12 protein-coding genes and 1 pseudogene are annotated in these 12,219 nt (G+C 71.7%); 9 read left to right on the top strand and 4 right to left on the bottom strand.

Translation table 11 applies throughout. The annotated features are described in order from the left end of the window. Positions 1-21: 21 nt before the first annotated feature. The 3 genes from ABZ880_RS40265 to ABZ880_RS40255 are packed head-to-tail and all read left to right on the top strand — an operon-like array spanning position 22 to position 2,070. Positions 22-1,086, top strand: coding sequence for an FUSC family protein (locus tag ABZ880_RS40265; RefSeq protein WP_361273991.1), 1,065 nt, complete (start codon positions 22-24; stop codon positions 1,084-1,086). Positions 1,087-1,141: 55 nt separating this feature from the next. Further along, positions 1,142-1,702: a hypothetical protein gene (locus ABZ880_RS40260; RefSeq protein WP_361273988.1), complete on the top strand. Its 561-nt coding sequence runs from the start codon at positions 1,142-1,144 to the stop codon at positions 1,700-1,702. Then, positions 1,699-2,070, top strand: coding sequence for a hypothetical protein (locus tag ABZ880_RS40255; RefSeq protein WP_361273986.1), 372 nt, complete (start codon positions 1,699-1,701; stop codon positions 2,068-2,070). Before ABZ880_RS40260 ends, ABZ880_RS40255 begins: the two co-directional genes overlap by 4 nt. Before the next feature lie 5 nt (positions 2,071-2,075). Here the strand turns inward: ABZ880_RS40255 and ABZ880_RS40250 are convergent, their stop codons facing one another. After that, on the bottom strand, positions 2,076-2,765 hold the full coding sequence (locus tag ABZ880_RS40250; protein ID WP_361273983.1) for a response regulator transcription factor: 690 nt from the start codon (positions 2,763-2,765) through the stop codon (positions 2,076-2,078). A gap of 8 nt (positions 2,766-2,773) precedes the next feature. After that, positions 2,774-3,931 (bottom strand): sensor histidine kinase, encoded by a 1,158-nt coding sequence (locus ABZ880_RS40245; protein WP_361274324.1) that lies wholly within the window; start codon positions 3,929-3,931, stop codon positions 2,774-2,776. Between the two features lie 142 nt (positions 3,932-4,073). Between ABZ880_RS40245 and ABZ880_RS40240 the strand changes: the two genes are divergently transcribed. From ABZ880_RS40240 to ABZ880_RS40225, 4 genes are all read left to right on the top strand, one after another. Beyond that, positions 4,074-5,012 (top strand): ATP-binding cassette domain-containing protein, encoded by a 939-nt coding sequence (locus ABZ880_RS40240; protein WP_361273980.1) that lies wholly within the window; start codon positions 4,074-4,076, stop codon positions 5,010-5,012. Beyond that, positions 5,009-6,550, top strand: coding sequence for an ABC transporter permease subunit (locus ABZ880_RS40235; protein WP_361273977.1), 1,542 nt, complete (start codon positions 5,009-5,011; stop codon positions 6,548-6,550). The genes ABZ880_RS40240 and ABZ880_RS40235 overlap by 4 nt, the downstream gene beginning before the upstream one ends. Further along, positions 6,547-7,314 (top strand): ABC transporter permease, encoded by a 768-nt coding sequence (locus ABZ880_RS40230; RefSeq protein WP_361273974.1) that lies wholly within the window; start codon positions 6,547-6,549, stop codon positions 7,312-7,314. The genes ABZ880_RS40235 and ABZ880_RS40230 overlap by 4 nt, the downstream gene beginning before the upstream one ends. Before the next feature lie 285 nt (positions 7,315-7,599). Continuing rightward, complete coding sequence (locus ABZ880_RS40225) at positions 7,600-8,184, top strand: YdeI/OmpD-associated family protein (RefSeq protein ID WP_361273972.1); 585 nt, start codon at positions 7,600-7,602, stop codon at positions 8,182-8,184. On the opposite strand, the gene ABZ880_RS40220 is transcribed toward ABZ880_RS40225, so the two are convergent. Further along, positions 8,153-8,791, bottom strand: coding sequence for a hypothetical protein (locus ABZ880_RS40220; RefSeq protein WP_361273969.1), 639 nt, complete (start codon positions 8,789-8,791; stop codon positions 8,153-8,155). The genes ABZ880_RS40225 and ABZ880_RS40220 overlap by 32 nt on opposite strands. A gap of 96 nt (positions 8,792-8,887) precedes the next feature. After that, on the bottom strand, positions 8,888-9,442 hold the full coding sequence (locus ABZ880_RS40215) for a YceI family protein (RefSeq protein WP_361273966.1): 555 nt from the start codon (positions 9,440-9,442) through the stop codon (positions 8,888-8,890). A gap of 156 nt (positions 9,443-9,598) precedes the next feature. Here ABZ880_RS40215 and ABZ880_RS40210 point away from each other — a divergent pair, with 156 nt between their 5' ends. After that, a complete protein-coding gene (locus ABZ880_RS40210; protein ID WP_361273963.1) occupies positions 9,599-11,902 on the top strand; it encodes a polysaccharide lyase 8 family protein in 2,304 nt (767 codons plus the stop codon). 55 nt (positions 11,903-11,957) lie between these two features. Beyond that, positions 11,958-12,219 (top strand): annotated as a pseudogene (locus ABZ880_RS40205) (methylmalonyl-CoA carboxyltransferase); the annotation flags it as partial.

Here is a 12,219-nt window from a genome sequence, read left to right as displayed (position 1 = left end):
GATCTGCGTACTATACCAATAGTGACCGCAAAACTAATACGCAACGCGTACGAATCGGCGTTGACGATGACCGCCGTGCTGCTCTGCTGGGCCGTCGCCCTGGAGCTGGAGGGCGCCGCCGGACTGCACACCGACGTGCTCGTCCTCGCGATCGCCCTGACCCTCACGCTCGCCTCCACACAGCGCACCGCCGACACCCGGCGCCGGCTCACCGCGCTGGTGCTGCTGCCCGCGACGGCCGGTGCCTCGGTCTTCCTCGGCCGGCTGATCGCCTCGCACTACGCGATCGGCGCCGCCGTCTTCACCGCCGGCATGGCGTTGGCCATCTGGATCCGCCGCTACGGCCCCGCCGCCACCAAGGCCGGCACCCTGATGACCATCCCGCTGGTCGCCCTCCTGGTCGTCCCCGGTCCCGCGCTGCCGCCCGAGGCGCAGAGCGGGCTGGTGACCTGGGGCTGGTCGGCGCTGATCGGGGCGGTGGCGTGCGGGTGCGTGTGGCTGGTGCAGGGACTGGGGGACCGGTTCGGGCCCTGGCGCGCGGAAGCCGCCCCCGAACCGTCGCGCCGTCCCTCGCGACTGCACCCCCGCCCCAGCACCCGTATGGCCCTGCAGATGGCGGCCGGTGTCGCGACCGCCTTCGCCCTCGGTCATCTGCTCTTCGACGGCCACTGGCCCTGGGTCGTCCTCACCGCTTACGTCGCCGCGAGCGGCAACCGCGGCCGAACCGACGTACTGCGCAAGGGAGTCGAGCGCCTCGCCGGGGCGACCGTCGGCACCCTCCTGGCGGCGGGCGTGGCGGCGATCGGCGTCAGCGGCCGTGCCGCCGTGGCGCTGATGTTCACCGTCCTCACGGTGGCCCTGTGGCTGCGACCCCTCAACTACGCCTACTGGGCAGCCGGCATGACCTGCGCCCTCTCCCTCCTCCTCGGCTACTTCGGCCAGGACGCCCAGCACCTGCTCCCCGTCCGCCTGGAGGGCATCGCCGTCGGCGCGGCACTGTCCGTGGCGTCGGCCTGGTGGCTGCTGCCGGTGCCGCGCAGGGGCACGGCGGCGGCACGGATCGCCGTACGACCGAGCGACGGCTGAAAAGGGGCCGATCGGCCGATATCCAACGGTCGGCCGACGCGCCTAGGCTCCCGCCATGGTGACCCCACCAGAGGGGGACGACAGGGACGTCGTCGAGATCCTCGGCGCGGACCGGCCACTGTTCCGGGAGCGCTGGCGGGGACTGTCGCGCCGCTCCCGGGTCGCCATCGCCGCCTCGACCTGCGCGGTCGTGCTCTGCGCGGTCCTGGGCTACGTCGTCGAGAACCGCCCTCCGCCACCGCCGCCCGACCCGGCCGCCGTCACCACCGCCCGCATCACGCACGTGGGCATGCCCGCCCACCTCAGCTCGGAGTTCCCGGTCACCCTCCGCGTCACGGCCGACTCCCGCGTCATGTTCACGGGCATGCAGGGCGGCTACGACAACCTGTTCCTGTGGGGCATGCCCGCCCCCGGCACCGCGCTCGTACCCGGTCAGGCACGCACCCTGCACACCCGCTTCAACGTCTTCTGCCACGGGCACGCCCCACGGCGCGGAACACCCCTGCTGTTCCTGATCGTGCGCAACGAGCGCGGTGAAGGGCTCGCCCAAGTCGTCCCCACCGAGGCCCAGTTCGACCGGATCGGGAAGGCCGTACGGAAGGCCTGCCGCAAGTGACCGCCGTCGAGATCCTCGAAGCGGGCCGGCCACTGTCAAGGGAGCACTCGCAGCCCCTGTCGCCCCGGGCCGGTGCCACCATCACCGCCTCCACCTGCCTGGTCGCGCTCGCACTGCTCACCGGCTGTCTCCTCGCCCCGCACCCGGCGTCCCCCGCGCCCACCGGCATCGGCAGCACACCCGTGAGCAACCCGTACGTCCACCCTGCCGCCGCATGCCGGCACTGGCTGTCGCACCCGCACGACGGCACACCCCTGCTGCACCTGACACTGCACACCTGGCACGGCGACCGCTACGTGACCATGGCGCCCGCCCCGGCCCGATACGACGGGCTCGACCGCGTCCTGAGGCCGGTGTGTGCGGGCTGATGCGGTCATCCCGTCCGCGGCACGACCAGCCCGGTCTCGTACGCCATCACGACGGCCTGCGTACGGTCGCGCAGCCCCAGCTTGGACAGGATCCGGCTGACGTGTGTCTTCACCGTCTCCTCGCCGACGTGCAGCCGTTCGGCGAGCTCCGGGTTCGACAGCCCCTCCGCCAGCAGCCGCAGCACGTCCGTCTCGCGCGGGGTGAGCACGGCGAGCGTGCCCCGGGCAGGAGCCCTGGGCCGCATCCGGGCGAACTCCGCGATCAGCCGCCGGGTGATCGCGGGCGCGAGCAGCGCCTCACCGGCGGCGACCACCCGAACCGCCTCGAACAGCCGCTCCGCCGTCACGTCCTTCAGCAGAAACCCGCTGGCCCCTGCGGCGAGGGCGTCGTACACGTGCTCGTCCAGGTCGAAGGTGGTGAGGACGAGGACGCGCGGCGCGTCCGGTCCGCTGTGGAGTTCGGCCGTCGCCTGGATGCCGTCCATGACCGGCATGCGTACGTCCATGAGGACCACGTCGGGCCTCTGCTCCCGGCACACGCGCACCGCCTCGGCGCCGTCGCGTGCGGTGCCGACGACGCTGAAGTCGGGCTGGGTGGCGAGGAGTCCGGCGTAACCGGCACGGACCACCTCGTGGTCGTCGGCCACGACGATCCGGACGCCCGCGCCCGTGCCCGTGCTCGCGTTTGTGCTCATGCTCATGCTCATGCGAGGGCCTCCGCGCGCACCGGGAGCCGTGCCTCGACGAGGAAGCCGCCGCCGGGTGCAGGGCCGGTGCCGAGGGTGCCGCCGACGGTCGCCGCGCGCTCGCGCATGCCGAGCAGGCCGTGACCCGGGGAGCCGGGAGATCCGGGGGAGTGGGGTGTACCGGGGGACGCCGGGCCGGGCCCGTTGTCGCGGATCCGGATCGCCAACTCGGCCTCCCCGTACCGGAGTTCCACGTCCACGGCCGCACCCGGCGCATGCCGTCGCGCGTTGGTCAGCGCCTCCTGGACGATCCGGTACGCGGTGACCTCGATGCCCGGGTCGAGCGGTCCGACCGGCCCGCTGACGATCAGCCGGGTCCGCGAACCGGCCGCCTCGCGCGACTCGTCGAGCAGCTCCATCAGCTGACCGAGACCCGGCTGGGGCCGACGCTGCACAGGAGTGTCCGCGTCTTCCCGCAGCACGCCCAGCAGCCGGCGCATCTCCGTCAGGGCGGTGCGCGCGGTGTCCCCGATGGCCAGGAAGCGGGCGGCGCCCTCCGGCGGCAGGCCGGGCGTGGTCAGCCGCGCGTTCTCCGCCTGCACGGCGATCATCGAGACATGATGCGCGACGACGTCGTGCAACTCCCTTGCGATACGGGCCCGTTCGCCGCGGGCGGCATGCTCCAGCAGCGTGTCCGCGAAGGCCTGCTCGGTCGCGCTGTGCGCGAGGGCGGTGCTGCGCACGTGGTGCGCGATGCCGGTCGCCGCGGCGGCCGAGGCCGACGTGGCGAGCAGGACGGCCACGATCCGGGTGGCGTCCTCGTGACCGAACAGGGCGATGACGACGTAGGGCGCCACGAACAGCCCGCCGATCAGCGGCCGCCCCGTCCGCGCCAGCACATACACGCAGATCAGCTGGGCGACGGCGGCACCGACGGTGAGCGCCCGGAACGGCACGAGCGCAAGCACACAGGCGGCGCTCAGGGCGATCGCGGCCCCCACCCGGCTGCCCCGCCCGGCCCCGAGGACGAGGGCGAGGGGCAGCGTCGTGGCGAGCGCCAGCAGCAGTACGACGGCGAGACTGCTGCTGGGATCGCCACTGCGGACGAGCCCCTCGCCGACGGACAGCAGAGCGAGGCCTCCTGAGACACCGACGGGGGAGCGAGCGCTTCCCAGGGCCGCCCGCGTCCTTGCCGAAACCCATCTCTCCTCACCCACCCGGTCATTGTGCCCAGGGCCCCGGCACCCGGCGTCCCCCCTGCGAGGGACCTCCCCGGCGTGACGACACCGACTGGCCCCACGCCTAGCCTCCGTTGGCATGAGCGACGCAACCATCGAAGTCCGCGGCCTGCGCAAGCGGTTCGGCCGGACCCTCGCGGTCGACGGCCTGTCCTTCACGGTCGAGGCCGGCACGGTCACCGGCTTCGTCGGTCCCAACGGCGCGGGCAAGTCCACCACCATGCGGGCCCTGCTGGGCCTGGACACCCCCGACGAGGGCGAGGCCCTGATCGGCGGCCGCCGCTACCACGCCCTGCGCACCCCGCTCCTGGAGGTCGGCGCCCTCCTGGACGCCGCCGCACTGCACCCGGCCCGCCGCGGCCGCGACCACCTGCGCTGGCTGGCCAACTCCCATGGCCTGCCCCTGAACCGGGTGGACGAGGTCCTCGAACAGGTCGGCATGGAAACCGCGGCCCGCCGAAGGGCCGGCGGCTACTCCCTCGGCATGCGCCAGCGCCTGGGCATCGCGGCGGCGTTGCTGGGCGACCCGCCGGTCCTGCTCCTCGACGAACCCGTCAACGGCCTCGACCCCGAGGGCATCCAGTGGATCCGCAACCTCCTGCGCCACCTGGCCGGCGAAGGCCGCGCGATCCTCGTCTCCAGCCATCTGATGAGCGAACTGGAGGACACCGCCGACCACTTGGTGGTCATCGGCCGCGGCCGCGTGATCGCCGACACCGCGGTCGCGGACCTCCTGGCGGCGGCCTCCGGCGACCGCGTACGCCTGCGCACCGACGCCCGTACCCAGGCCATGGAGCTCCTGGCCGGGGAGGGCGCCACCGTCGCCGTGACGGACCGCGACACCCTCACGATCACCGGCCTGCCCGCACCACGCATCGTCGAGCTGCTGGGCGAGGCCCGCATCCCCTTCGCCGAAGTGGGCGCACACCGGGCCACCCTGGAGGAGGCGTACATGGAACTCACCAGAGACGCGGTCGAGTTCACCTCCGCCACGGACACCGACGAGGTGGCCCGATGACCACGACCGCCACCCCCTACCGCTCCCGGCTGCACCCGGCCCGCGCCGGTTTCGGCCGTCTTCTGCACGCGGAGTGGACCAAGTTCCGTACGGTCCGCGCCTGGCCGGTCGTGCTGGCCGTCGCCGCCGCGGTCACCGTGCTGATCTGCCAGCTCGGCGCGAGCGGTTCCAGCACCAGCGGCGGCGGTGACGTCACCCTGGGCCCCGACGGCAAACCGGTCGTCGACGTCTTCCGCTTCACCCACCGCCCGCTGACCGGCGACGGCAGCGTCACGGTCCGCGTCACCGGCATCGACAGCGCCGACGGCAAGGGCCTGGAGCCCTGGGCCAAGGCCGGGATCATGGTCAAGTCGAGCCTGGTGCAAGGCTCTTCGTACGCGGCGGTGCTCACCACCCCCGCCCACGGCATCCGTATGCAGTGGAACTTCACCCACGACACGGCGGGCTCGAAGACCGACGTGACGAGGACCCCGCACTGGCTGCGCCTGACGAGGACGGGCGACCACCTCACCGGCTACGAGTCGGCCGACGGCCACAACTGGTCGAAGATCGAGGACATACGGCTCACCGGCCTGCCGCGAACGGTCCAGGTGGGCCTGTTCCTCGGCACCCCCGCCCACCAGGACGTGCACCGCGCCTTCGGCGGCACGAGCGAGACGTACGGCGGGGGCCTCGTCAGGGGCACCTACGACCACCTCGCCCTGCGGGGCAGCTCCACCACCTCCTGGACGAACACGGACGTGGGCGGGTCCCCCGACGGCCCGGCCGCCAACGGCCCGGCCCCCGGGAACGCCGTCCCCCCGGGCACGACCGCCGTCTCCACGACGGGCACGTACACCCTCACCGGCCACGGCGACATCGCCCCCGCCCAGGACGGCCCCGACCTGGTCCAGATGAGCTTCCAGGGCGTCTTCGTGGGCGTCCTGTTCATGATCACGCTGGGTGCGCTCTTCATGACGGTCGAATACAAACGGGGCCTGATCCGTACGACGTTCACGGCGACGCCCGCCCGTCTGAAGGTCCTGGCGGCGAAGGCGACGGTGATCGCCGCGGTGACCTTCACGGCCGGCCTCCTGGCCACCGCCCTGGGCTTCACCCTCGCCCAGCACGCCCTGCGCACCAACGGCTTCGGGCCCCCCGAGTTCCCCGACCTCTCCCTCCTCGAGAACCCGGCGCTGCGGGCGGTGGTGGGCAGCGCGGCCCTGCTCTCCCTGGTGGCGGTCCTGGCGCTGGCCCTCGGCGCGGTCCTCCGCAACAGCGCGGGCACCATTGCGACGGTCGTGGTCCTGGTGATCCTCCCGCAGATCCTGTCCTTCGCCTTCCCGCTCCCCGCCGCGCAGTGGCTGCTGCGGGTGACCCCGGCGGCGGCCTTCGCGATCCAGCAGGGCGTCACGCACTACCCCCAGGTGCAGTACAACTGCCTCCCGGAGAGCGGCTGTTACCCCCTCGCCCCCTGGAACGGCTTCGCGGTCCTCGTGGCCTACACGGCGGCGGCCCTGCTGCTGGCGGCCTGGCGCCTGCGCAGGAGGGACGCATGAGATCACTGCACGCCGAGTGGACGAAACTCCGCACCCTGCCGAGCACTTGGTGGCTGCTGGCGGCGACGGTGGTCCTGACGACGGCGGTCGGCGCGGCGGCAGCCTCTTCCCTCACCCGCGACGTGTGCCCGTCCCCGTCCGCCTGCCACGAGGACACGGTCAAGCTGGCCCTGACGGGAGTCTGGCTGAGCCAGGCGACCTGTCTGGTCCTGGGCGCCCTGTCGATGGGCGCGGAGTACGGCACGGGCACGATCACCACGACCCTGACGGCGATCCCGATCCGCACCCGCGTGCTCGCGGCCAAGGCGACCGCGCTCATGGCACTGACGGCGGCCGCGGGAGCCGTGGCGACGGTGACGACCCTCTGGACCGCCGGCCGGATCCTCCCCACGAACGGCTTCGAGGCACCGACCCTCACCGACACCGCCACCCTCCGCGCCACAGCAGGCTCGATCCTCATCCTCACCCTGGTCACCCTGCTGGGCCTCTCCCTGGCCACCCTCCTCCGCGACACGGCCGCCGCGATCACCCTGGGCCTGGCCCTCCTCTACGTCGTCCCCCTCCTGGCCGACCTCCTCCCTTCCCCCACCTGGCAGCACCGCCTGCAACGCTGGGCCCCGATCCCGGCGGCCCTCTCCATCCAGGCAACCCGCAACCTGAACCATCTGCCGATCGCCCCCTGGCCGGGCCTCGGCGTACTGGCGGCGTATGCGGCGGGGCTGTTGGCGGTGGGAGCGGTGCTGTTCCGGAAACGCGACGCGTGAGGGCCGCGGACCTGGACTCGAAGAACCGGCACGGGGGACCCCCAACCCACAGGAGGACCCGACGATGCGGTACACCAACCTGGCCGGAGAATCCGCGGACCACCTCGCCGCCCGCGAAGAACTGCGCCTCGCCGAGATCGAGCTCATGCGCCACCAGGAGAAGGCCTGCCGGCCCCGGTCTGGCACCATCTCGACCTCACGCCGGAGGGGTGCGGCGGCTGGTATCCGACCATCCACTACTGAAGTAGGACGGGTTCCGGCCTACTCACTTCCTACGCTGCCGCCATGACCGCACGCGACGAGGAGCAACCCCTCGCCTTCGCCTCCGCCGCCGAACTGGACGCCTGGCTGAGCACCCACCCCGCCCCGCACTCCGGCCTCTGGGTGAAGGTCGCCAAGAAGGGCTCGGGCCTGCTCTCGGTCACCGCCGCCGAGGTCAACGACACCGCCCTCTGCCACGGCTGGATCACCGGACAGCGCAAGGGCCTCGACACCTCGTACTTCCTCCAGCGGATCACCCCGCGCCGCCCCGGCAGCCTCTGGTCGATGGTCAACGTCCGCCGCGTGGCCGAGCTCACCGCCGCCGGCCGTATGCGCCCCGCCGGACTCACCGAGGTGGCCGCGGCACGGTCGGACGGCCGCTGGGCAGCGGCGTACGAGTCGCAGAGCGAAGCCGCCGTCCCCGAGGACCTGGCGAAGGCACTGGACCAGAATCCCCGTGCCAGGGCGACCTTCGACTCCCTCGGCCGCACCGACCGCTACCAGGTGATCCTCGCCCTGCTCAGAGCGCGCACTCCGAAGGGCAGGGCGGCCCGGCTGGAGGCCGCCCTCGCCCGGCTCAGTCGTCCAGAGCCGCCTTCGCGAACTTGATCAGGCCGCCGAAGTCGATCGCCCCCGGATCCCCGTGATCGTTCTCCGGGACATGGGTGTGCCCGCACACCCCCTTGAACGCGTTCCACTGGTGCCGGCTCATCCGCTGCCCGCCCCCGTTCCCGTACGACTTCGGATACGGCGGCCACAACTCCGGCCCGCGCAGCGGCACATCGTGCTCCTCGTGCATCCACGCCAGGAACCGGGCGACCTCGGTCAGGGCCCACTCGGGTGCCTCGGGCCAGAAGACGTGGGCCTTGTCCGTGGCCTCCCACCTGGCGTGCCGGTCGGGGTCGCAGGTGCCGACCAGTTCGGCCTGGCAGACGTTCAGCGTGTTCGTCTCGACGCCCCCGGGCAGGTTCCGCAGGGCACGCGAGGAGACGTCGATGTCGAAGTGCTGGTACCAGCTGAGCTTCCGGGCGGCGAGGTCCGGCACCGCCGTGAGGTTCGGTGCCACGAGCCCGCCCTGGTAGTCGGGCAGGATGCGGCCCTCGGTCGTGTGCAGGACGACGACGTTGACCTCCATGGCGTCGCCCGGAAAACGGTTCTGGTACCAGTGGCCGCGGTCGGCTCCCGGATAGTGCTGCGGTCCTGACTTCCTGGTCATGTGTCCCCCTGGATCCGAAGTCCCACCGACATGACCGAGCGCCCGCCCTCCTGATACAGGACGGCGGGCGCTCTCAGGTGCAGGTGCTGTGAAGGCTCAGGCGTTGCGGATCGCCGAGATGTCGAAGTTCAGCTTGATCTTGTCGGAGACCAGCACACCGCCCGTCTCCAGCGCCGCGTTCCACGTCAGCCCCCACTCGGAGCGCAGGATCTCCGCCTTGCCCTCGAAGCCGACGCGCTCGTTGCCGAACGGGTCCTTCGCGGCGCCGTTGAACTCGAGGTCGATGCTGAGCGGCTTGGTGGTGCCGAGGATCGTCAGGTCACCGGTGATGCGGTAGTCGTCACCGCCGAGGGACTCCGCCGAGGTCGAGCGGAACGTCATCGTCGGGAACTCCTCGATCTTGAAGAAGTCCGCGCTCTTCAGGTGACCGTCGCGGTCGGCCGACCCGGTGTCGATGCTGTCCATCTTGACGTCGATGGACGCTCCGGACTTCGACGGGTCACCGCCGTCCAGGTGCAGCGAGCCGCTGAAGTCGACGAACTTGCCCTTGACGTTGGTCACCATGGCGTGGCGCACGGTGAAGCCGATCGCGGAATGGGCGGCGTCGATCGTGTAGTCGCCGGTCAGAGCGGTGAGGTCGGGGGTCGCCATGTCGTGCTCCTCGGGAGTGATGTTGAATGTTGAACTACTCAACACGGACGACCGTAGACCTATTCCGTTCAAGTTTCAACATCATCCGCAAGGTGTTGGCGTGATTACCCTGAGGTGGTAGATGCCCAGGGCATGAACCCACACCGCAGGGGCACCATGAGACTCACCCGCAGAGCCGTCTTACTCACGGCGGCGCTCCTGGCCACCGCCACCCCCGCCACCCGTGCCGCGCCCTCGGACCCGTACGAAACCCTCCGCCGCCGCTGGCTCGAGATCGCCCTCGGCACGGGCTACGACCCCACCGCCGAGCCGTACGCCTCCCGCCTCGCCGAGACCGGCGAACTCGCCCGCGCAGCCCAGGCCGCCATGGCCCCCACTCCCACCTCCCTCTGGCCCGGCCACCCCTACGACCCGCCCGCCGGCATCACCCAGAGCTACGGCCGCCTGTGGACCATGACCCAGGCCTACGTCCAGCAGGGCACCGGCTCCACCGGCGACCCGGCCCTCCTCGCGGACGTCCTGCGCGGCCTCGACCACCTCTCCGCCACGATCTACAACCCGTCCACCACGCGCTACGGCAACTGGTGGGAATGGCAGATCGGCAGCCCCCGCCTGCTGACGGACATCACGGCCGTCCTGTACGACCACCTCACCGAAGCCCAGCGGGAAGCGGCCTGCGCCGCCGTCGACCACTTCATCCCCGACACGATGCTCACCGACTACTCCGGCACCTCCACCGGCGCCAACCGCGTCGACCTGTGCCGCTCGGTCGCCCTGCGCGGCATCCTGGGCCGGGCGGATGCCAAGATCGCCCTCGCGCGGGACGCCCTCTCGCCGGTCTTCCCGTACGTGACGAAGGGGGACGGGCTGTACGCGGACGGCTCCTTCGTCCAGCACACCTGGGTCGCGTACTCGGGGACGTACGGACAAGTCATGCTCGACGGCCTCGGCCGCCTCTTCACGCTCCTCGCCGGATCCGCGTGGGAGGTGACCGACCCCAGCCGCCAGATCGTCCTCGACAGCGTCGAGCGCGCCTACGCGCCCCTGATCCACGACGGGTTGGTGATGGACAGTGTCAACGGCCGTGCCATCAGCAGGGGTTACCTCAAGAGCGACGACCGGCACGTCATGCGCAGCGACCACTTCCACGGGCAGGGAATCATCGCGGCCATCGCTCTGCTGGCCGGCGGGGCGAGCGAAGCCGAACGCGAGCGCTGGCACTCGTACATCAAGGGCTGGATCGAACGGGACACAGTGACACCGATTCTGACGGCGCCTCAGTTCGGTGTCGCGGACCTCGCCCGTCTGCACACGGTCGCCGACTCGCCGGCCCCGGCCGCCCCCGAACCCGTCGAGCACCGCCTCTTCCCGGCGATGGACCGCGCCGTCCACCGCCGCCCCCGCTTCACCGCGAACATCGCCATGTGCAGCGACCGCATCACGTACTACGAGTGCGGCAACGGCGAGAACCCGCGCGGCTGGCACACCGGCGCCGGAATGCTCTACTGGTGGGCCGAGGGGCGCAGCGACCAGTACACGGACTGGTTCTGGCCCACCGTCGACTGGTACCGCCTGCCGGGTACGACCGTCTCCACGCTCCGTCTCGCCGACCGCGCGGGCGGCGAATGGGGCGCCCCCAAGCCGGACGTGCGCTGGGTCGGCGGCGCGACCGACGGCGAGTACGCGGCCGTGGGCCAGCATCTGAGGGGCCTCGGCTCGACGCTCCAGGCCCGCAAGTCGTGGTTCTGCGTCGAGGACGCGGTGATCTGCCTGGGCGCCGGCATCAGCTGCACCGACGGCGTCCCGGTCGAGACGATCCTCGACAACCGCAACCTGGGGGAGGAGGGCACGCAGGAGTTCGTACGGGGCCGGGGCTGGGCCCACCTGGACGGCCACGGCGGCTGGCTCCTGCCCGACGGTGACCTGCACACCCTGCGCGAGGACCGCACCGGAGCCTGGTCCGACATCAACACCACCAGCACGACGGAACGGCGCACCCGCCGCTGGCAGACCCTCTGGCTCGACCACGGCACGGACCCGACGGACGCCACGTACCTGTACGTGCTCATGCCCGGCGCCTCCCGCCAAGCCGTCGCGGCCCGCGCCGCCGACCGCCACTGGCTGTCGCTCCTCGCCAACGACAGCACCCGCCAGGCCGTCCACGTCCCCTCCCTCGGCCTGACGGCGGCCAACTTCTGGCAGCCCGGTACAGCGGGCCCGCTGGCCGCCTCCGCGCCCGTGAGCGTCCTCGTACGCCGTCGGGCCCGCACCGCTACGCTCTGCGTGAGCGAGCCGCCCCGTACGGGCGAACCTTTCGAGATCACCTGGGACCATCCGGTGTGCGAGGTGCTCCGGGCCGACGAGACGGTCGAAGTCCTCTCCACCGGCCGCCGGACGACCCTGCGGATTACCCCAGGCGTGTCATGTGCGACTCACCAATGTGTCCTGGCTCTCGGCTGACGGCTTTGTTCGGCCCCTACAACGCCGGAGCCCTCTGAGCAGTCGGAACGCCTGCATGCCGTCCGGGTTCTGTTCAGTGGCACCAGGAAAAGGGGGCAGAGACTGTACGGAGTCGACGGCTCGCAATCCTTGGTGGGCTTCGTATGGTCACTACATGACCGTTTTGGATGAGGCGCCGGGTGAGTCGACGGGTGAGCCGGTGAGCGAGCCGACGGACGCGCGCGGCCGGGTGGCCGAGCTGCACGAGATCCGTGCGCGGGCGTTGGCCGGACCGAGCGAGAAGGCGACCCAGGCGCAGCACGCCAAGGGCAAGCTGA

This window comes from Streptomyces sp. NPDC047043 (assembly GCF_040644055.1).
Classification (GTDB): domain Bacteria; phylum Actinomycetota; class Actinomycetes; order Streptomycetales; family Streptomycetaceae; genus Streptomyces.
Note: the sequence above shows the minus strand (reverse complement) of the source record. Positions and strands in the feature narration are given on the sequence as shown.

Coding starts and splice junctions, on each gene's coding strand:
- ABZ880_RS40260 (WP_361273988.1), top strand. CDS start 1,142: ATGGTGACCCCACCAGAGGGGGACGACAGGGACGTCGTCGAGATCCTC.
- ABZ880_RS40250 (WP_361273983.1), bottom strand. CDS start 2,765: ATGAGCACAAACGCGAGCACGGGCACGGGCGCGGGCGTCCGGATCGTC.
- ABZ880_RS40240 (WP_361273980.1), top strand. CDS start 4,074: ATGAGCGACGCAACCATCGAAGTCCGCGGCCTGCGCAAGCGGTTCGGC.
- ABZ880_RS40235 (WP_361273977.1), top strand. CDS start 5,009: ATGACCACGACCGCCACCCCCTACCGCTCCCGGCTGCACCCGGCCCGC.
- ABZ880_RS40230 (WP_361273974.1), top strand. CDS start 6,547: ATGAGATCACTGCACGCCGAGTGGACGAAACTCCGCACCCTGCCGAGC.
- ABZ880_RS40225 (WP_361273972.1), top strand. CDS start 7,600: ATGACCGCACGCGACGAGGAGCAACCCCTCGCCTTCGCCTCCGCCGCC.
- ABZ880_RS40220 (WP_361273969.1), bottom strand. CDS start 8,791: ATGACCAGGAAGTCAGGACCGCAGCACTATCCGGGAGCCGACCGCGGC.
- ABZ880_RS40215 (WP_361273966.1), bottom strand. CDS start 9,442: ATGGCGACCCCCGACCTCACCGCTCTGACCGGCGACTACACGATCGAC.
- ABZ880_RS40210 (WP_361273963.1), top strand. CDS start 9,599: ATGAGACTCACCCGCAGAGCCGTCTTACTCACGGCGGCGCTCCTGGCC.